Source organism: Curtobacterium ammoniigenes NBRC 101786 (assembly GCF_001571045.1).
GTDB classification, from domain to species: Bacteria; Actinomycetota; Actinomycetes; order Actinomycetales; family Microbacteriaceae; genus Curtobacterium; species Curtobacterium ammoniigenes.
The window spans coordinates 363302-381944 of sequence record NZ_BCSV01000003.1; the positions used below are offsets into that span (position 1 = coordinate 363302).

Sequence of the window (18643 nt, forward strand, 5' to 3'; positions counted from 1 at the left end):
GATGGCGCGTCCACAGCACTTCGGCTATTTCTTCGCCCGTGGATTCGGACCCCAGGCGTGGGGCCGTGACGACTGGCATTGGGGGTACGACTGGACGCGCCCCGACATGTACCAGCAGTCGGTCCGAACCCTCGAGCAGGCGGGTCTCGACCTCGTCATCGCCGAGGACGCGATCTCCCTCGGTAACCCGGCGACGCTCGACCTGCGCATCGCATCCGCCTACGGAGGCCCGAAGCACGACCCGCTCCTCCTCGCCCCGTTCCTGTTCGCCGCGACGGAACGGATCGGCGTCGCACCGACCATCAACGCGGGGATCACGCCGCCGTACCTCGGCGCGCGCCAGATCGCAACGCTCGCGCATCTCTCCGGTGAGCGGCTCGGCATCAACCTCGTCACCGATGTCGGCAGCGCCCGGCACGCCGGCCTCGATCCGCTGACGCACGACGCCGCCTACGACCGAGCCGAGGAGTGGCTCGCCGTCGTGCGGCGGCTCTGGCACTCGTGGGGCGATCGTGGATACGTCGGGCACGTCCGCGGATCGGACCCGGGCGAACGTGACTGGCACTTCGCAGACGGCACCGCGCTCGACGCGTTCGAGCACGACGGCGAGTACTTCCGCGCCGCTGGGCCACTGAACGCCCTGCCGCTCGCCGCGGATCCGGTCGTTGTCTCGCCTGGCGGCTCCGGACGCGGGCTCGCGTTCGCCGGAACGCACTCCGATGTGCAGCTCGCGCTCGCACCGCTCACCGCCGAGGCAGTGCGCGCCTACCGCGCCCGCATCGTCGATGCTGCAGCGTCAGCTGGCCGCGACGCCGCGTCCATTCGAATCCTCTTCGTGCTGAAGCCCGAGCTCGCGGGCTCCGCCGCCGAAGCGGACCGCCTGGTCGAGGCCGCGCGCCACCCGTCCGATGCGGATCTCCAGGCGATCGCGATCGGACAGTCGAGCGACTTGGAGACCGATCTGCTCTCGCTCGACCTCGACCGGCCGATCCCGTCGGGGTACTTCGGGGACCACGTGTCGCAGGGCAGCATCCGGGGGCTGCTCGGGGACACACCGGACGCGCCGCTCCGTGACCTCCTCGCACGGAAGGCGCGCAAGGGGCGCCTCTCCGACCGCTCCGGCTTCGTCGGCACCGCCGACGAACTCGCCGACTTCATCGAGGAGCTCGGCGACGACGCGCACAACGACGGGTTCATCTTCTCCGGCGACCTGCACCCCGCATCCGTCTCCCGGATGTTCGGCGACCTGGTGCCGGTGTTGCGCCGACGGGGCATCCTTCGCGGTGAGCGGGCACCTGGCGGTCTCCGTCAGAACCTCTTCGACTTCTGACGACCGACACCACGACGAACGGGAGGCCCGGTGCGGATCTGCACCGGGCCTCCCGTTTCGCGTTCGTCGCGTCGTTCAGTGCATGACCGGCTCGACGACGTTCGACTCTTCGACTTCGCGGACGTCCTCAGCGGTGCGGAGGATCTCCTCGCGGCTCGAGGCGGAGTTGATCGCCCAGTAGTAGATGATCACGCTGAATACGGCGGTGACGAGGATGTCCCACCAGAGCGGGAACCACGGGTGCTTCAGCGGGCCGAAGTCGCTGAGGAACACGATGAGCCCCATGCCGATCAGGTACGGAAGCAGCCACTGGGCCGCCTTCCAGTCCCAGCGCGGCTGCACGGCCTTGTTCCCGCCGAAGACTCGGTTCAGCACGATGACGACCACGCCGATGAGGATCGCCACGCCGAGCTTCCAGTCGGTCGTCCATCCGGTCCACAGGATGATGAGGTTCGCCACGATGAACGCCAGCGGAGACAACACGCTCGCCGCAGGGAGTGTGTAGGGCCGTTCGATGTCGGGGATCCGCTTCCGGAACGCACCGAGCGCCAATGGCGCGCCCGCATACATGAGCACCGACGCGCTCGTGATGAGGCTGACGAGCGACTGCCAGCTCGGGAACGGCGCGAAGCAGGCGCAGCCGATGACGAACGCCACGATGAGGCCGAACCACGGGACGCCCGACTTCGTCGTCCACTCGAATGCCTTCGGGAAGTAGCCGTTCCGACTGAGTCCGTAGGACACGCGGGAGGTTGCGGTCACGTAGATGAGACCGGTTCCACCGGGCGAGATCACAGCGTCGATGTAGATCACGACGGCGAGCCAGGTGATCCCTGCGGCCATTGCGATGTCTGCGAACGGACCGGTGAACTTTGTGAAGTCGGCGCTCGCCCAGTGGCCTGCGACGGCTGCGGGACGCAGTGCGAGCAGGAACACGAGCTGCAGCAGCAGGTAGATCACGACGCCGATGATGACCGAGCCGATGACCGCACGCGGGATATCGCGCTTCGGGTTCGACGACTCACCGGCGAGCTGGTCGGCCTGCTCGAAACCGAGGAGCGAGAAGATGATGCCCGATGTCGACACCGCGGCGAGCACGCCCTGCGCACCCGCGGGCGCGAAACCGCCGCCGGCGCCGAAGTTGCTGCCGTGCAGCCCCGAGAACGCGAGCACGATGATGACGAGGAGCGGAATCGCGACCTTCCACCACGTCGCCGCGGAGTTCGTGTTCGCCAGCACGCGAACGCTGAACAGGTTGATCGCGGTCAGCACGGCCATGAGGACGCATGCGACGGCGATGCCGGAGCCGGTGAGCAGCTGCTGCGTCGAACCGTTCACGGTGACGGTGTGCAGCCAGCCCTGCGCCCACTTCCAGTGCTGCGCATACTTCAGCATCGCCTCGACCTCGATCGGCGCGACGGTCGCTGCCTGCAACCAGGAGAACCAACCGAATGAGGCGCCCGCGACACCGCCGAATGCGATGTGCGGGAATCGGGCCGTGCCTCCGGCGATCGGGAACATGCCGCCGAGCTCCGCGTGCGTGAGCGCAAGGACGAGGATCGCGACCCCACCGATGAGCCACGAGATGATGGCGGCCGGGCCGGCGGTCTGGAGCGCCGCTTGCGAGCCGAACAGCCAGCCGGAGCCGATGATCGAGCCGGTCGAGGCCCAGATCAGGCCGATGAAGCCGACGTTCCGCTTGAGGCCGGTGTCCGGCGGGGTGGAAGTTGTGGTTGCCATGTCACTCCTGAGTCGAGCTGCCGTGGATTGGGACGACTCTGGCACTGATCAGCGGATGACGAGGCCCACGCAATGAAAATGCAACGCGACTGTAAAGAAATGGAAACACAATTCCTGTACGCGCACACAGGCTGAGTCGACGCGCGCTATTTTCGCTTCTTCTTGTGCTTCTTGCCGGACTTTCCCGAACCCTTGCGCTTCTTGTCCTTCGAATGACCGTTCGGCTCTGACTTGTCGGAGTTGCTCGGGTGATCGTCCTGCTGGGTCTTGTCTGAACGCCGCCCGGCTTCGAGCCGCCGCAGGTCGTCGGGATCCGCTGACGGGAGCGGGAGCGCGTCCGGCGTCTGACCCGGTCCAACGCCCGCGTCAGCGTCTGCTGCCACGGGGGTCGGGCCGGGCGACGGATCGGGGACGATCGTGACGCTGCCGTCATCCGGGATGAGGAAGGCGACCCGGCGCTCCTCAAGTATCTCCGCTGAGGCATCAGCGACCCGCTCGACCACAACGGCGGCCTTCGCATCGGCCAAGCACACGAGGGCCCTCGCGGCAGCGGTTGCCGTTCCCTCGGCGCCTTCTCGGACCTCGACACGAGCATCCTCGATCAGCTGTCGCACCATCCGTGCGGCGCCATCTCGCGCTCGGGGCGCAGCCAGATCGAGCGCATCGAGCCGGTCGCTCAGCTCCCCGTCGGACCCAGAAGCGGGCGCGAGCGTGGATTGCGCCGCATCCAACAGCGCCGCGATGACTGCCGCCGCAGCCTCGACGGCTGGAGCGGTGTGGGCGAGGACAACCACCATCGTCGTCGTGCCACCGAACGACGACGTCTCGATCCGAACCGGATCGGCTCCGGGCCCTCGGAGCGTCAGCCGCGCATTGGGCGTGGCGAGCCACGGCACAAGGGCGGCAACCGACGTTGCAGCATCGACCTGCTTGGCGTAGTCGCTGAACGAGAACCGATCGGGCGATGTCAGCCTGATCCGAAGGGCGATCTCCTGCATGGCGCACCACCGTACTCGGGCGGCGATGGGAGACGGAGCCGTCAGATCGGAGCGACCACCAGTGCGACAGCAACTGCGTCGGCGATGGTGGAGATGGGGGGAATCGAACCCCCGTCCATCGCTGTATTTCGACGTCTTCTACGGGCGTAGCCAGATCAGGCGTTCTGCTCGGCTCCCTCCATTGCTACTGGCTTCTTGGAGGACGAGCCCAGCCCGAGTGCAAGTCCCGCACGGCCCTCAGACACAACCGTGCAGCAAGTCCCCTGAATGACGCCGGACTCAGGTTAGGGGGCGATCACCTGGCCGACGGACTTCATGAAGTGCGCTCGCGCTTACGCAGCGAGGGCGAAGTCAGTGCGCTTGGAATTGGCACTTATTGTTTTCCACGGATCGTTAGCGAGACAACCGTGGGTCCTCGACCCGCTTCCCGTCGGCGTGCAGGCGATGTCGAAACCGATCATCCCCATGCGGGCCGACTGCGAGTCGCTGTCGCACTGTGGAGTTGTGAAGCTCGGCGAGGCCGAGCATGTCAGCCTACCTGACCAGGGTTGTTTCGCCAAGCCGCGGGCATCGTGCCACTGCTCGGGCGGCCACGGCCGAGCCGGTCGCGCCGAGGAGATCACTCACCCAGGCGATTGCGGGTGCGCATCGCGCGCTCGGCCTCGCGTCGATCCTGCTGTTCGCGAAGGGCTTGACGCTTGTCGTACTCGCGCTTTCCCTTCGCGACCGCGATCTCGACCTTGGCGCGCCCGTCATGGAAGTAAATCTGCAGCGGCACGAGGGTGTAGCCGCCCTGAGCGGTCTTGTGCGAGATCTTCACGATCTGCTCCTTGTGCAGGAGCAGCTTCCGCTTGCGGCGGGGAGCGTGATTGTTCCAGGTGCCCTCGGTGTACTCGGGGATGTGGACTGCGTCGAGCCACGCCTCCCCCGCTTCAACGAATGCATACCCGTCGACAAGCGATGCGCGCCCCTGACGGAGGGACTTGACCTCGGTGCCGCTGAGGACGAGTCCAGCCTCGTACGTGTCCTCGATCAGGTAGTCGTGGCGGGCGCGCCGATTGGTCGCGACGACCTTCTCTCCGCGCTCCTTGGCCATATCGACCCCTTCCCTCGTGACTCGCCGAATGATGGCGGGCCGACCAGCTTAGCGGATCGCGACCGTGCGGATCGACCGGTCAGACCTTGAGATATCGGCGAATCGCAACACTCGCCGAGAGCGCGGCGAGGATGCCGCCGACGATCACCACCGCGGGCACCACGAGCGCCGTCTCGCTCATACCGATGAACGGCGTCCCGGTGAATCGAACAGCGAGATATCCGCGGACGAAGAACCACACGACGGCGACGATCGCTCCCCCGGCCATCACCGCCCCGATCAGCGAGGCGATCACACCCTCAAGCACGAACGGCGTCTGAATGAACCGGTTCGACGCGCCGACCAACCGCATGATCCCGAGCTCTCGCCGTCGGGAGAACGCCGACAATCGGATCGTCGTCGCGATGAGCAGCACGGCCGCGATGAGCATGAGCGCCGCGATTCCGACGGCGGTATAGGACGACGCGTTCAGCACGGAGAAGATCGGCTGCAGATACCCGCGCTGGTCCACCACGCTCTGGACCCCCGCCATTTTCGACAGGCTCTCAACGAGGACATCGGACTGATTGGGGTTCTTCAGGTTGACCCAGAAGGTCTCGTTCAGGTACTCGGGCTTCACGAACTCCGTCGCGGGCGAGTCCTTGAACTGCTGCTTGAACCGCGCATACGCCTGCTGCTGATTCTGGAAGTAGACCTTCTTGATGAACGGCTTCAAGGTCGGCGAGTCGAGTTGCGCCTGAACCTGGTCCTTTTGGCTCGCGGTCGCCTGGGCACCGTTGCAGTTGCCCGTCGTGTCGGTCGAGGTGCACAGGTAGACGGCGACCTGCGCGCGGTCGTACCAATACCCCTTCATCTGCGTGATCTGCATCTGCAGCAGGATCGCCGTGCCCACGAAGGTCAGCGAGATGAAGGTCACGAGCACGACCGAGACGACCATCGACGCGTTCCGCCGGAGCCCCGAACCGACCTCGGCCAGGACCAGTCCGAGCCTCATCGGATGATCCCCGGAATGGTCTGGAGGCCCGTCGTCGTCGACACAGCGGGTCGCTGTACCGGGATCGCCTGCGTCTGGTAGCCGCCGGTCTGCTCATCGCGAACGACCTGCCCACTCGCAAGCTCGATCACGCGGCGCTGCATCTGATTCACGATGCTCGCGTCGTGGGTGGCCATGAGGACAGTGGTCCCGCCCTGGTTGATGCGATCGAGAAGTGCCATGATCCCGGCGGATGTGGATGGGTCGAGGTTTCCCGTCGGCTCATCGGCGAGCAGCACCGCCGGTTTGTTCACGACGGCGCGCGCGATAGCGACACGCTGTTGCTCACCACCGGAGAGTTCGTGCGGCATCCGGCCCGACTTTCCAGCGAGACCAACCATCTTCAGCACGTCGGGAACGGCCTCGCCGATGAACCCCTTGCTCTTGCCGATCACCTGCAACGAGAACGCGACGTTGTCGAACACGGTCTTGTTCGGCAGGAGTCGGAAGTCTTGAAACACCACGCCGAGGTTCCGCCGAAAGTACGGGACCTTCCGCGACGAAAGCGCACCGAGGCGCTGCCCGAGGACGTGGATCTGCCCGCGCGTAGGCTTCTCCTCTTTCAGCACCAGCCGGAGAAAGCTGGACTTTCCCGACCCCGAGGCGCCGACGAGGAACACGAACTCGCCCTTGAGGATCTCGAGCGTGACATCGTCGAGGGCTGGCTTCGGGTTGCCCGAATAGACCTTGGTGACCTGGTCGAATCTGATCATGACCGGATCAGGCTAAGCGCTCGCACGCGGACCGGACAGGAGGCGCGCCAGGCGTTCCCGGAACCGGTCAGGCCTGCTTCCGCCACCGGATCCCGGCGTTGATGAACCCGTCGAGGTCGCCGTCGAAGACCGCGCTCGGGTTGTTCACCTCGTACTCGCTGCGGAGGTCTTTCACCATCTGGTACGGCGCAAGGACGTAGGAACGGATCTGGTCACCCCAGCTCGCCGTGATTGTGCCGGCGAGTTCCTTCTTCTTCGCGTTCTCTTCTTCGCGTTTCAGGAGCAGCAGCCGTGACTGGAGCACGCGCATCGCGGCTGCGCGGTTCTGAATCTGCGACTTCTCGTTCTGCATCGACACCACAGTGCCCGTCGGAAGGTGCGTGATGCGCACCGCGGAGTCCGTCGTGTTCACGGACTGGCCACCCGGCCCGGACGATCGGAAGACGTCGACGCGGATGTCGTTGTCCGGAATGTCGATCGACTCGGTCTCTTCCATGAGCGGGATCACCTCGACCGCAGCGAACGAGGTCTGCCGCTTGCCCGCCGCGCCGAACGGTGACATCCGCACGAGGCGGTGTGTGCCGGCTTCGACGGAAAGGGTGCCGAAGGCGTAGGGCGCGTCAACTTCGAATGTCGCCGACTTGATACCCGCCTCCTCCGCGTAGGAGGTGTCCATCACCGTGGTCGAGAATCCGTGCTGTTCCGCGTACCGGAGATACATGCGCAGGAGCATCTCCGCGAAGTCGGCGGCGTCGACGCCGCCGGCACCCGCGCGAATCGTGATGACGGCAGGGCGCGCGTCGTACTCGCCGTCGAGCAGAGTCTGCACCTCGAGCTCGCTCATGACGGACTCGATCGATCGCAACTCGTCGCGGGCTTCGACGGCACTCGCCTCGTCGTCGGCCTCGTTGGCCATGTCCACCAGGACCTCGAGGTCGTCGATGCGCTGCTCGACCTCGGTGATGCGGCGCAGTTCCGCCTGCTTGTGGCTCAGCGCGCTCGTGACGCGCTGCGCATGCTCGACGTCATCCCAGAGGTTCGGAGCGCCCGCCTGCTCGCTGAGCTCGGCGATCTCACGCTCCAGGCGATCGACATCGACCACCGAGCGGATGTTGCCGAACGTGTCGCGAAGCGCGGCGATCTGCTCGGAGAAGTCCAGTTCGACCATGATCGGCAAGCCTACCGGGCGCCGATGGACGGCTCGCGCGACGCCATGCCCGCTGCGGAGGCGCGGGCGACGGCGTCCGGAAGCGCGGCAAGGAATGCGTCGACGTCAGCCTCGGTCGTCGACCAGCCGAGCGTCACGCGCAGCGCACCACGCGCCTCCGCGTACGGGAGGCCCATGGCCAAGAGCACATGCGACGCCTCCGGGACGCCCGCCTGACACGCGGACCCCGTGGACACGGCGACACCCACGCTGTCGAGGAGGAACAGCAGGGAGTCGCCCTCGCAGTTCGCGACCGTGAAGTGCGCGTTCCCCGGCAGACGCTCCGTCGGGTGGCCGCGGAGCACGGCTGACGGCACGCGCTCGAGGACGCCGGCGATCAGCCGATCCCGAAGGCCGCTGACGTCGTGCGCGCCCAGCGATGCTGCGGCTCCGAACGCCGCGGCAGCGGCCGCGTCCTGGGTACCACTGCGCACCTGGCGCTCCTGGCCGCCGCCGTGGATGAGCGGCTCCACGACCGTGCTCCGGCGCAGCACGAGTGCGCCGATGCCGACCGGACCGCCCGCCTTGTGCGCGGAGACGCTCACGGCGTCGAGATCGAGCGCCGCGACATCGATCGGGACCTGCCCGTACGCCGCAACCGCGTCGCAGTGCACCGGAACACCCCGCGCATGCGCCGCCGCGACGACCTCGGCGACCGGCTGCAGTGTGCCCACTTCGTTGTTCGCGTAGAGGAGCGTGACGAGGGCGACGTCCGCGGAGTCCGCAAGTCGGGCCGCCAGAGCGGATCGGTCGATGCGGCCGGTCCCGTCGATCGGGATCTCGTCGATCACCGCACCCTCGTGCGTGCGCAGCCACTCGATCGCATCGATCGTGGCGTGGTGCTCGCCAGCAGGAACGACGACGCGAGGACGTGGTCGGTCCCGCTGCCGCGCCCAGAACAGTCCCTTGATCGCAAGGTTGATGCTCTCGGTGCCGCCCGAGGTGAACACGACCTCGACCGGATCGACCCCGAGCGACGTCGCAACCCGGGCTCGGCCGTCCTCGAGGAGCATGCGCGCTCGCTGTCCGGCCTGATGGATGGACGAAGGGTTGCCGCCGACGGCAAGGGCTTCGGTATAGGCGGCGAGCGCTTCCGGGCGGATCGGCGTGGTGGCTGCGTGATCGAGGTAGACGGTCATGATCACCGTCGATTCTCCCCCGGTTCTGCGTCGCCGCACAGTCCGCTGCGTTGGGTCTCGCACGTGCACGCCGCACCGCTCCTCCACACCGAATGGGAGGCTGCCCGCGCCCCCCAAGCGCGGGGCGCGTTTTCGGGACACGGCCTGCGCCTCATACCCTGGGTGGGTGATCGTCGAGACCGAGACTCCGCTTGGGCTGCACCTCGCCGACTCCGGGTGGTCGTTCGGGCTCCGCTCGATGTCGGCCACGTCGGTGACACTCGTGGTGCACCGCTCCGCCGAGCACGACGAGTTCCGCGTGCCACTCCGGCGCGAACGAGGATCGGATCGCTGGAGCGGGCGTGTGGACGGCCTCCGGATCGGCGACCGCTACCACCTCCTCGTGGGTGGTCGGCGGGGGCCGACGAGCGACTTCGATCCCGCTCGACCGCTGCTCGATCCGTATGCGCGCGGGCTGCTCCCCGATGGGGCTGGTGGATGGTCCTCCGTCGTGGTCGCCGACGACTTCGACTGGGGCGCCGTGCCGAAGCCGGCCATTCCGATGGATCGCACGGTCTTGTATGAGGCCAACGTGCGGACGTTGACGCTGGCGAATCCGGCCGTGCCCGAGCACCTCCGCGGCAGTTACGCGGGGATCGCGCACGAGAGCACGATCGCTCACCTGAAGCATCTCGGTGTGACAACCATCGAGCTCCTCCCCGTGCAGGCGTTCGCCACCGAGCAGTGGCTGCAACAGGCCGGCCGGGAGAACGCCTGGGGCTACAACACGGTCGGGTTCTTCGCGCCGCACGCGGCATACGCGTCCGGCCCGGCCCAAGCGTCCGGCGCCGATGCGGTGCTCCGCGAATTCAAAGGGATGGTCCGTCTCCTCCACGAGGCCGGAATCGAGGTCATCCTCGACGTCGTCTACAACCACACCGCAGAAGAGGGGCGCTCCGGGCCGACGATGGGCTTTCGCGGCATTGATGGCCCGAAGGCCTACCGATGGTCAGCCGACGACACCTACTTCGACACGACCGGCTGCGGCAACTCCGTGAACACGGCGACACCGTGGATAGCCGACCTCGTGCTCGACAGTCTGCGGTACTGGGCGCGCGAGATGCGCGTCGACGGGTTCCGGTTCGATCTGATGGCCACGCTCGCCCGCGACGACGAGCACCGCTTCAGCCCCGATCACCCGCTGCTGGCGGCGATTCGCACCGACCCAGCGCTCCAGGACGTCAAGCTCATCGCCGAGCCGTGGGACGTCGGACCCGACGGCTGGAAGACGGGTGCGTTCGGCGAGCGATTCTCGGAGTGGAACGACGGGTTCCGCGACACGGTCCGGCAGTTCTGGCTGACGGACATCGCCGACGAACGCCGCGTCGGGGCGCCGTCTGTCGGGATCGGGGCGCTCGCAGGTGCCCTCACCGGCTCACGACACCTGTTCGACGTCTCGCGCGGGCCGCTCGCCGCGGTCAACTTCGTGACGGCGCATGACGGCTTCACGCTGGCGGACCTCGTCGCCTACGACACAAAGCACAACGAGGCCAACGGCGAGGACAACCGCGACGGCACCGATCACAACCGTTCGTTCAATCACGGCATCGAAGGACCCACCGAAGACCGTGGTGTGCGAGCGGCGCGGCAGCGCAGCTACCGCAACCTGCTCGGCACACTGCTCCTCTCGGCGGGCATACCGATGATCGTCGCCGGCGACGAGAACGGTCGGACCCAGCACGGCAACAACAACGCATACGTGCTCTCCGACGATGTCACCCCGGTGTCCTGGGAGCACACGGAGTTCGGGGCATTCGGCAGCGACACCGTCGCGACCCTCACGCGCCTCCGACAGCGGCACCCAGCGCTCCGCCCGAGCCGGTTCGGCGTCGACGGTCAGGTCACGAAGTCAGCGTCCCGCATGACCTGGTATGGCACCGACGGGCATCCGATGACATCGGAAGGCTGGGATCAGCCACTGCACCGGGCCCTGCAGTATTTCGTCGAGTCGACGCCGGAGTACGAGCCCTACGACCGCGTGCTCGTGGTCGTCCACGGCAGTGGGCGCACGCGGGACATCGTCCTGCCCCCGCGAGACGACGTGTCCGCCTACCGTCTCGCCTGGACCAGCGAGAAGCACCGCGATCACGACCGTCGACGCCCGCCCGGACAGATCTTCACCGCCTACGGTCCGGGCATCCACGTGTTCGAAATCGACTGACCGTTCGGCCGCGAACTACCAACTTCCGATACCCGTCGGAGGTCGACGGGTAGCGTCGAACGCGTGGCAGCAGCAGTTCGACCCGTCATCGGGCGCATCCCCATCACCGAACTCACTCCGTCGACGCCGAACGGTTTTCCATCGAAGGCCTTCGACGGCGAGGTCGTGACCTTCGGAGCCACCGTCTTCCGGGAAGGCCATGGCGTCATCGGCGCCGATCTCGTGCTCGAACGGCACGGGGGCGGCGAACGCACCGTGCCGATGCGGCTCGTCGGCGCCGGAACCGATCGCTTCGAAGCGACCGTCCAACTCGACGGAGTCGGCAGCTGGTCATGGCGCGTCGAGTCGTTCGCGGACGATTGGGCCACCTGGGTGCATGGCGCTCGGCTGAAGATCGACGCCGGCGTCGACACCGAGGCGACGCTCCTCGACGGTGCGGTGCTCCTTGAACGCCTTGCGACCGAGTCGGACTCCACTGCAGCGGCCGCGGCGGCGGAGCGACTTCGGGACGCGAGCCTGCCGGCGACCGAGCGGATGCGAGCGGTTGACGACCCTCGGGTCACCGCTGCACTGGACGACGCTCCCCTGACGAGCTTGCGAACGCGATCGCCGAAGCAGCATCTCGAGGTCGAGCGCGCCAGGGCCGGAGTCGGGGCGTGGTACGAGTTCTTCCCCCGGTCCGAAGGCGCCAAGCGAACCGACGCAGGAACCTGGCGGTCGGGCACGTTCCGAACGGCTGCGCGACGCCTCCCCGCGATTGCCCGAATGGGGTTCGACGTCGTCTATCTCCCCCCGATCCATCCGATCGGCACGACCGCACGAAAGGGTCCGAACAACACCCTGCACGCCGGCCCCGGGGATCCGGGCAGTCCGTGGGCCATCGGTTCCGCGGCTGGCGGCCACGACGCCATCCATCCCGACCTCGGAACGGAACGAGACTTCCGCGAGTTCGTGGACACCGCAAAGAACGCGGGACTCGAGGTCGCACTCGATTTCGCGCTGCAGTGCTCCCCGGACCATCCCTGGGTGGCAGCGCACCCGGAGTGGTTCACCGTGCGCGCCGACGGGTCGATCGCGACCGCCGAGAACCCGCCGAAGCGCTATCAGGACATCTACCCGATCCAGTTCGACAGCGACCCGGACGGCATCGTCGCCGAGGTCCTGCGCGTTCTGCGGCACTGGGTGTCCTTCGGCGTGCAGATCTTCCGCGTCGACAATCCGCACACGAAACCACTGTGGTTTTGGGAGCGTGTGATCCGGACGATCCGAGCCGAGCACCCCGAGCTCGTATTCCTCGCCGAGGCGTTCACACGGCCCGCGATGATGCGGGCACTCGCCGAATGCGGATTCGAGCAGTCCTACACGTACTTCACGTGGCGCAACACGAAGGAGGAGATCGAGTCCTACTTCGATGAGCTCTCGCACGAGACGAGCGCCTACCTGCGTCCGAACCTGTTCGTGAACACGCCCGACATCCTGACCGAATATCTGCAGTTCGGCGGCCGAGCCGCGTACAAGATCCGGGCCGCGCTCGCAGCGACCGGATCGCCGACGTGGGGCGTCTACTCGGGGTACGAGCTGTTCGAGGACGTCGCGCGTCCCGGCAGCGAGGAGAACATCGACAACGAGAAGTACGAGTACAAGCCCCGGGACTACGCACTCGCCGAGGCGGAGGGAGCATCGCTCGCGCCGTATCTCACGATGCTGAATCGGCTCCGCACGGCGCACCCCTCGCTCCGGCAGCTGCGGAACCTCCATGTGCACGCCGCCGACAACGAGGCGGTCGTCGTCTACTCGAAGCATCTCGACGGTCGATTCACCCGAACCGGGAGGCCCGATTCCGTCATCGTCGTCGCGAACGTGGATCCGCACTCGCTCCGGGAAGCCACCGTGTACCTTGACCTGACTGCGCTCGGACTCGAGCCGGGCACTCGATTCGACGTTCGGGATGTCGTCACCGGGAATCGCTGGGTGTGGGGAGACGCGAACTACGTTCGCCTTGACGCCTTCGACGAACCGGTACACCTCCTCGTCGTGGAAGGACCGCACCGATGACCGACACCGCACCGCGTCACCCCGACGAGCCGACGACCTCGGCGCCCGGCGAGGACCTGCCCGGCGCCGAGCCGATCCGGGAGAACCCATCGCGGAATGTCGCCGAGTCCGCCACGCTCGCAGGCGGCCGCACACCGCTTCCGGAGGCACCAGCGGCCTCACGCGCAACACCGGCGGTCCCTCCAGTCCTCGGTCCCCAATCTGTCCGCGGCGACGCGCGGGGCGCAGCCGCCGAGCCCGCACCCGCACCGGTGCCCGAGTGGCGCCTCCAGGAGATCGCCGAAGGGCGCTCGTCGCAGCCCCACGATGTTCTCGGACCGCATGCTGTCCCCGGCGGCACGAGCGTTCGGGTCGTGCGGCACCTCGCCGACGCGGTGCGGATCCATACGCGCTCCGGCGACGAATTCGATCTCCACCACGAGGGGTGGGGCGTGTGGTCCGGGGCGGTCGCCGGTTCACTCGGCGCCTACCGTGTTGAGGCAGAGTACGGCGAGGAGACCTGGACGACAGACGACGCGTACCGGTTCCCGCCGACGCTCGGCGAGCTGGATCTTCACCTGTTCGCCGAGGGACGCGACGAGCAGCTCTGGCAGCACCTCGGCGCGCACCTCCGCACGATCGACGGCGTCGACGGTGTCGCGTTCTCCGTGTGGGCGCCCCGCGCCACCGCGGTGCAGGTCATCGGCGACTTCGACGGTTGGAACGGATCGACGACGTCGATGCGTCGTCTGACCGACAGCGGAGTCTGGGAGCTGTTCGTGCCCGCCGCCTTCGACGGACAGCGGTACAAGTTCAAGATCCTCACCGACTCCGGCTGGGTGGAGCGCGCGGACCCGCTCGCACGACGCACCGAGGTCCCGCCCGCGACGGCGTCGGTCATCACGCGCTCCGACTACACCTGGTCAGCGGACGACGACGACTGGATGACGCGTCGAGCGTCCACCACCGTGCACGATCACCCGATGAGCGTCTACGAGGTCCACCTCGGCTCGTGGCGACCGGGGCTCGGATACCGCCAGATAGCGGACGATCTCATCGGACACGTGCACCATCTCGGCTTCACGCACGTGGAGTTCCTGCCGCTCGCGGAGCACCCGTTCGGCGGCTCGTGGGGCTATCAGGTCACCGGGTATTACGCGCCAACCGCTCGATATGGCTCCCCGGACGATCTGCGGTATCTCATCGACCGCCTCCATGCCGCGGGCATCGGCGTGATTATGGACTGGGTGCCGGGGCATTTCCCGAAGGACGAATGGGCGCTGGCGCGATTCGACGGATACGCGCTGTACGAGCATCCGGACCCCCGGCGCGGCGAACAGCTGGACTGGGGTACGTATGTCTTCGACTTCGGGCAGCCGCAGGTGCGGAATTTCCTCGTCGCGAACGCGCTCTACTGGCTCGAGGAGTTCCACATCGACGGGCTTCGCGTCGACGCGGTCGCCTCGATGCTGTACCTCGACTACTCGCGCACCGAGTGGCTTCCGAACAAGTACGGAGGCCGCGAATACCTCGAGGCGATCTCGTTCCTGCAGGAGACCAACGCCACCGCGTACAAGCGCTACCCCGGCATCGTCATGGTGGCGGAGGAATCGACCTCGTTCCCCGCCGTGACCGGCCGCACCGATGCCGGTGGGCTCGGATTCGGCCAGAAGTGGAACATGGGCTGGATGCACGACTCGCTGGAGTACATCCAGCGCGAGCCCATCTACCGCTCGTACCACCACGACGAGATCACATTCTCGATGGTCTATGCGTTCAGCGAGCAGTTCACACTCCCGATCAGTCACGACGAGGTCGTGCATGGCAAAGGCTCCCTGTACGGGAAGATGCCCGGTGATGCGTGGCAGCGCCTTGCGAACGTGCGCGCCTACTTGGCGTTCATGTGGGCGCACCCGGGCAAGCAGCTGCTGTTCATGGGTCAGGAGTTCGCGCAGATCCAAGAGTGGAGCGAAGCGCGCGGCCTCGACTGGTGGCTGCTCGACGACCCGGGACATCGCGGCGTTCAGGACTTCGTCGCCGCGCTCAATCGGGTGTACCGCGACTCCCCTGCGCTCTGGACCTACGACTCGTCTCCCGATGGCTTCGAATGGATCGAAGGCGGTGACGCGCCGCACTCGACCGTCGCGTTCCTCCGGAAGTCCGAGGACGAACGAGTCGCGGTCTTCGTGAACTTCTCCGGAGTGCCGGTCGAACGCCGCTTCGGGCTCCCAGCCGCTGGCACGTGGGACGAGGTCCTCAACAGCGACGCCGCGGCGTTCGGCGGATCCGGCGTCGGAAACCTCGGTGCGGTCGTCGCCGAGGAAACGCCGTGGGCCGGTCGCCCGGCGTCCGCGCATCTCGTCGTACCGCCACTCGGCGCGGTGTTCCTCCGGCAGCGAGTGGAGCCGAGGCGGCTTCAGTAGAGCGCGGCAGCGAGCCGACGACGCGCGCTGCTCACGCGCGGGTCGTCGGCTCCGACGAGCTCGAAGAACTCGACCAGACGAAGGCGCACGGCCTCTCGCGCATCCCCGAACACCGTCGGAACGAGCTCGAGCAGCCGATCGAAGGCATCGTCGACGTGACCACCGGACATGTCGAGATCGGCGACCGCGAGCTGTGCCTCGAAGTCTGCCGCGTTCGCAGCGGCCGCGGTCCGGATCGCTTCTGCACTCTGCCCGTCGAGCCGGTGAAGGAGCGACACCTGGGCAAGACCGGCAACGGCCATCTGGTCATGCGGGTCCTGTGCGATCGCCGTCTTGTACTCGTCGATCGCCGCGGCGTAGTCGCCGCGCTCAATGGCCTCGAAGGCAGCTTGATGATGCGGCGGCAGCGGCTCCGGCTCGCGTTCCTCGGCGTCCGCTTGCGCTTCCGCGCCGACCTCTGACTCGTCAGACGGGGACACCGTCCCGGTGATGCCGTTCTGCGCGGCGACCTCGAGCACCTGCTCGATCACGTCCCGCACTTGCGCCTCGGGAAGCGCCCCGACGAACAGCCCGAGCGGGCGGCCGCCGATCACGGCGGCGACGGTGGGGATCGATTGCGCCTGGAAAGCCTGCACAAGTTGTGGATTCGTGTCGGCGTCGACCTTTGCGAGGACCACGCGTCCGCCGAAGGAGCGCACAACGCGTTCAATGATCGGCGACAGCTGTTTGCACGGACCGCACCACTCGGCCCAGATGTCGACGATCACCGGAACGCTCATGGAGAGCTCGACAACCTCGGTGAAATCGGCATCCGTCGTGTCGAAGACAAGCCCGCTCGCCGGTGACTCATCGTGACTGTGATCGGCTGCGCCGTGCTGGGTGGCCGCACTCGGCGTCGCCGCGCGCTGGACGAGCGCTGACAGATCGACCGCTCCTCGGAGGCCGGCGGGGGTCGGCGGGACGTTCGTCATTTGACCTCACTCGCTGTGATCAGGCCCTGGGTGAATCCCAGGAGTTCAATCTTCTGCTTCGAACCGACCGGTGGCACGTAGAACAGCACCTGCACGCCGTACGTCGCCGAGATGCCCTTGGTGCTCGAGTCGACTCCGGACAGCGCCTTCACCGCACCCTCGGTATTCACCTGTGCACCGGCAGTCGTCGGCGTGACCGTCTCGATCTCGTTGAGGTCGGTCGAGACCAGCGCCCCTGCGGTATTCGTCGCGAGCGCGACGCTGTCGTTCGAGGGGATCTGCGAGGAGTACGTGATCTTCGCAGTCGACGGCAGCGATTTCGCCTTCTGGTCCTTATAACTCTTGCCGATCTTCGAGCGCAAGTCGTCGCCGGCGCTGCTGAAGAGCGCATTGTCCTTGCTGGCGGTGTCATTGGCGAGGACGTCCGCATAGGCCGCGGCGAGCTGCGCTGGTGGGAGGACGAGCAGTTTCACGTCCGGGGCGAGCAGGGGCGCTCCGACACTCGCGGACGGGACGCCGCTGAAGGTCGCGTTCGCTTCCAGGGAGACGTCGTACTCGACTTTGTAGGGATCGCGCGGCGCGTCCTGGACCAAGGTGAGCGCCTGCGCGTTCTTGTCTTTTGTGTTCGTGTCGACGACGAAGAGCGTGCGCGGCCACTTCGCAGTCTGCTCGGGGAGCGCCACCGACACGCCGTCAGGCGCGATCACGGGTGGCGCAGCCTCCGACGAGTCCTTCGCCCGGATCGCGTAGTTCGCGCTCCGGAGCGCGAGCGCCGGTCCGGTGAAGCGCTCCGCCGCGAGCTTGGCGTCCTTGTTGGCGTCGGCCTGCGCCGCTGTCGCGGCGACACGAGCGACTATCCGCTTCATCTGGGCTGCCGTCGCCGCAGTGGGCGGCGCAGGTGCAGCCGTTGCCGTGCTGGTCGGCGAGGCGGAGGCAGACGCCGGGGCCGGTTGCGGCCAATACTGCGGCGAACACCCCGCCAGCGCGAGCGCAGTGAGCGCAGCGAGCGGCGCGACGGCGAGGAGGCGTCCGCGGCGGGTCCGGCGGGGCACCTGCGCACCCGCAGAGGCGGCACGACGGGACGCCCGGACACGGGGCGGGCGTCCGCCGCCGCTCCGCCTGCGTGGGCCGCGTGACCGACGCTGATGAACGAGTGCCCACACCAGGAACACGATGCCAAGCGCGACAAAGAGTCCGCCTGCGCTGAGCAGTGGCCCGAGCAGTGGCGTTGCAGTGCTTTGCGGCCACGTGATGGACACATTCGGCGGAGCCGGCTTCGAGCCGTCGCTGACGATGAGGATCGACATGTTGGCGGGAAGTCGCGTCACGAACGACAGGCTCGACCCGGTGTACTGCTGCCACCACAGATCACTGTTCGAGGGGTTCGGCACTGACCCCGCACTCCCCGACACGCGGGCAGTCAGCGCATGGCTCGTGGTGTCGAATCGAAGCGTCGTGTGCCGAGCGTTCCCGACCCATGCGTTGATGTCGGTGGTCGTTCCGTAGGCGGCGAAGGCGGTGTTGCTCCCGGAGACGCGGATGCGCTGGTAGCCGGGGTTGGCGTTCAAGGTCGAACCCGGGATAACCGTGACGGGGGCACCCGCTGCATGGGACGCGCGAGCGGTGAGCGTCGGCGATGGAGCGAACACGGTGCGCTGTCCGACACCGAGGCCGACGAGCAGCACGCCGAGGACGAAGCTGACGATGGCCAGGACGAACCGCACGAACGTATCTCCCTGCACGCCGGGACGGGAGCGGC

At 67.2% G+C, this 18643-nt stretch carries 13 protein-coding genes and 1 other RNA gene; 4 read left to right on the forward strand and 10 right to left on the reverse strand.

What is annotated here, in order from left to right; genetic code table 11:
- Nucleotide 1 precedes the first annotated feature (1 nt).
- Nucleotides 2-1330 (forward strand): LLM class flavin-dependent oxidoreductase, encoded by a 1329-nt coding sequence (locus CAM01S_RS08670; RefSeq protein WP_066519660.1) that lies wholly within the window; start codon nt 2-4, stop codon nt 1328-1330.
- Between the two features lie 75 nt (nt 1331-1405).
- Here the strand turns inward: CAM01S_RS08670 and CAM01S_RS08675 are convergent, their stop codons facing one another.
- The 8 genes from CAM01S_RS08675 to CAM01S_RS08710 all read right to left on the reverse strand — a co-directional run bounded on the left by CAM01S_RS08675 (nt 1406) and on the right by CAM01S_RS08710 (nt 9256).
- Nucleotides 1406-3070: an APC family permease gene (locus CAM01S_RS08675; protein WP_083527880.1), complete on the reverse strand. Its 1665-nt coding sequence runs from the start codon at nt 3068-3070 to the stop codon at nt 1406-1408.
- A 146-nt stretch (nt 3071-3216) separates the two neighbouring features.
- Nucleotides 3217-4068 carry a hypothetical protein gene (locus CAM01S_RS08680; protein WP_066519661.1) on the reverse strand — a complete coding sequence of 284 codons (852 nt, stop codon included), beginning with the start codon at nt 4066-4068 and terminating at the stop codon, nt 3217-3219.
- 85 nt (nt 4069-4153) lie between these two features.
- Nucleotides 4154-4533: a transfer-messenger RNA gene (gene ssrA / locus CAM01S_RS08685) on the reverse strand.
- Between the two features lie 154 nt (nt 4534-4687).
- On the reverse strand, nt 4688-5164 hold the full coding sequence (smpB, locus tag CAM01S_RS08690; RefSeq protein ID WP_066519665.1) for an SsrA-binding protein SmpB: 477 nt from the start codon (nt 5162-5164) through the stop codon (nt 4688-4690).
- A 79-nt stretch (nt 5165-5243) separates the two neighbouring features.
- Nucleotides 5244-6158 (reverse strand): permease-like cell division protein FtsX, encoded by a 915-nt coding sequence (gene ftsX / locus CAM01S_RS08695; RefSeq protein ID WP_066519669.1) that lies wholly within the window; start codon nt 6156-6158, stop codon nt 5244-5246.
- The gene (ftsE, locus tag CAM01S_RS08700; RefSeq protein ID WP_066519672.1) at nt 6155-6910 is read right to left on the reverse strand and encodes a cell division ATP-binding protein FtsE; all 756 of its coding nucleotides are present in this window, start codon (nt 6908-6910) and stop codon (nt 6155-6157) included. The genes ftsX and ftsE overlap by 4 nt, the downstream gene beginning before the upstream one ends.
- A gap of 67 nt (nt 6911-6977) precedes the next feature.
- Complete coding sequence (gene prfB / locus CAM01S_RS08705) at nt 6978-8078, reverse strand: peptide chain release factor 2 (protein WP_066519676.1); 1101 nt, start codon at nt 8076-8078, stop codon at nt 6978-6980.
- 11 nt (nt 8079-8089) lie between these two features.
- Nucleotides 8090-9256, reverse strand: a complete 1167-nt coding sequence (locus CAM01S_RS08710; RefSeq protein ID WP_066519678.1) for a cysteine desulfurase family protein — start codon at nt 9254-9256, stop codon at nt 8090-8092.
- Nucleotides 9257-9422: 166 nt separating this feature from the next.
- Between CAM01S_RS08710 and CAM01S_RS08715 the strand changes: the two genes are divergently transcribed.
- The 3 genes from CAM01S_RS08715 to glgB all read left to right on the forward strand — a co-directional run bounded on the left by CAM01S_RS08715 (nt 9423) and on the right by glgB (nt 15913).
- Entirely contained in the window at nt 9423-11456 is a 2034-nt protein-coding gene (locus CAM01S_RS08715) for a glycogen debranching protein (protein WP_066519684.1), read from the forward strand.
- A gap of 63 nt (nt 11457-11519) precedes the next feature.
- Nucleotides 11520-13511 (forward strand): alpha-1,4-glucan--maltose-1-phosphate maltosyltransferase, encoded by a 1992-nt coding sequence (locus tag CAM01S_RS08720; RefSeq protein WP_083527882.1) that lies wholly within the window; start codon nt 11520-11522, stop codon nt 13509-13511.
- The gene (glgB, locus tag CAM01S_RS08725; protein WP_245631586.1) at nt 13508-15913 is read left to right on the forward strand and encodes a 1,4-alpha-glucan branching protein GlgB; all 2406 of its coding nucleotides are present in this window, start codon (nt 13508-13510) and stop codon (nt 15911-15913) included. The genes CAM01S_RS08720 and glgB overlap by 4 nt, the downstream gene beginning before the upstream one ends.
- Here glgB and CAM01S_RS08730 read toward each other — a convergent pair.
- Nucleotides 15907-16884, reverse strand: a complete 978-nt coding sequence (locus tag CAM01S_RS08730; RefSeq protein ID WP_066519685.1) for a tetratricopeptide repeat protein — start codon at nt 16882-16884, stop codon at nt 15907-15909. The genes glgB and CAM01S_RS08730 overlap by 7 nt on opposite strands.
- A complete protein-coding gene (locus tag CAM01S_RS08735) occupies nt 16881-18626 on the reverse strand; it encodes a DUF8094 domain-containing protein (protein WP_066519687.1) in 1746 nt (581 codons plus the stop codon). Before CAM01S_RS08735 ends, CAM01S_RS08730 begins: the two co-directional genes overlap by 4 nt.
- Nucleotides 18627-18643 lie beyond the last annotated feature (17 nt).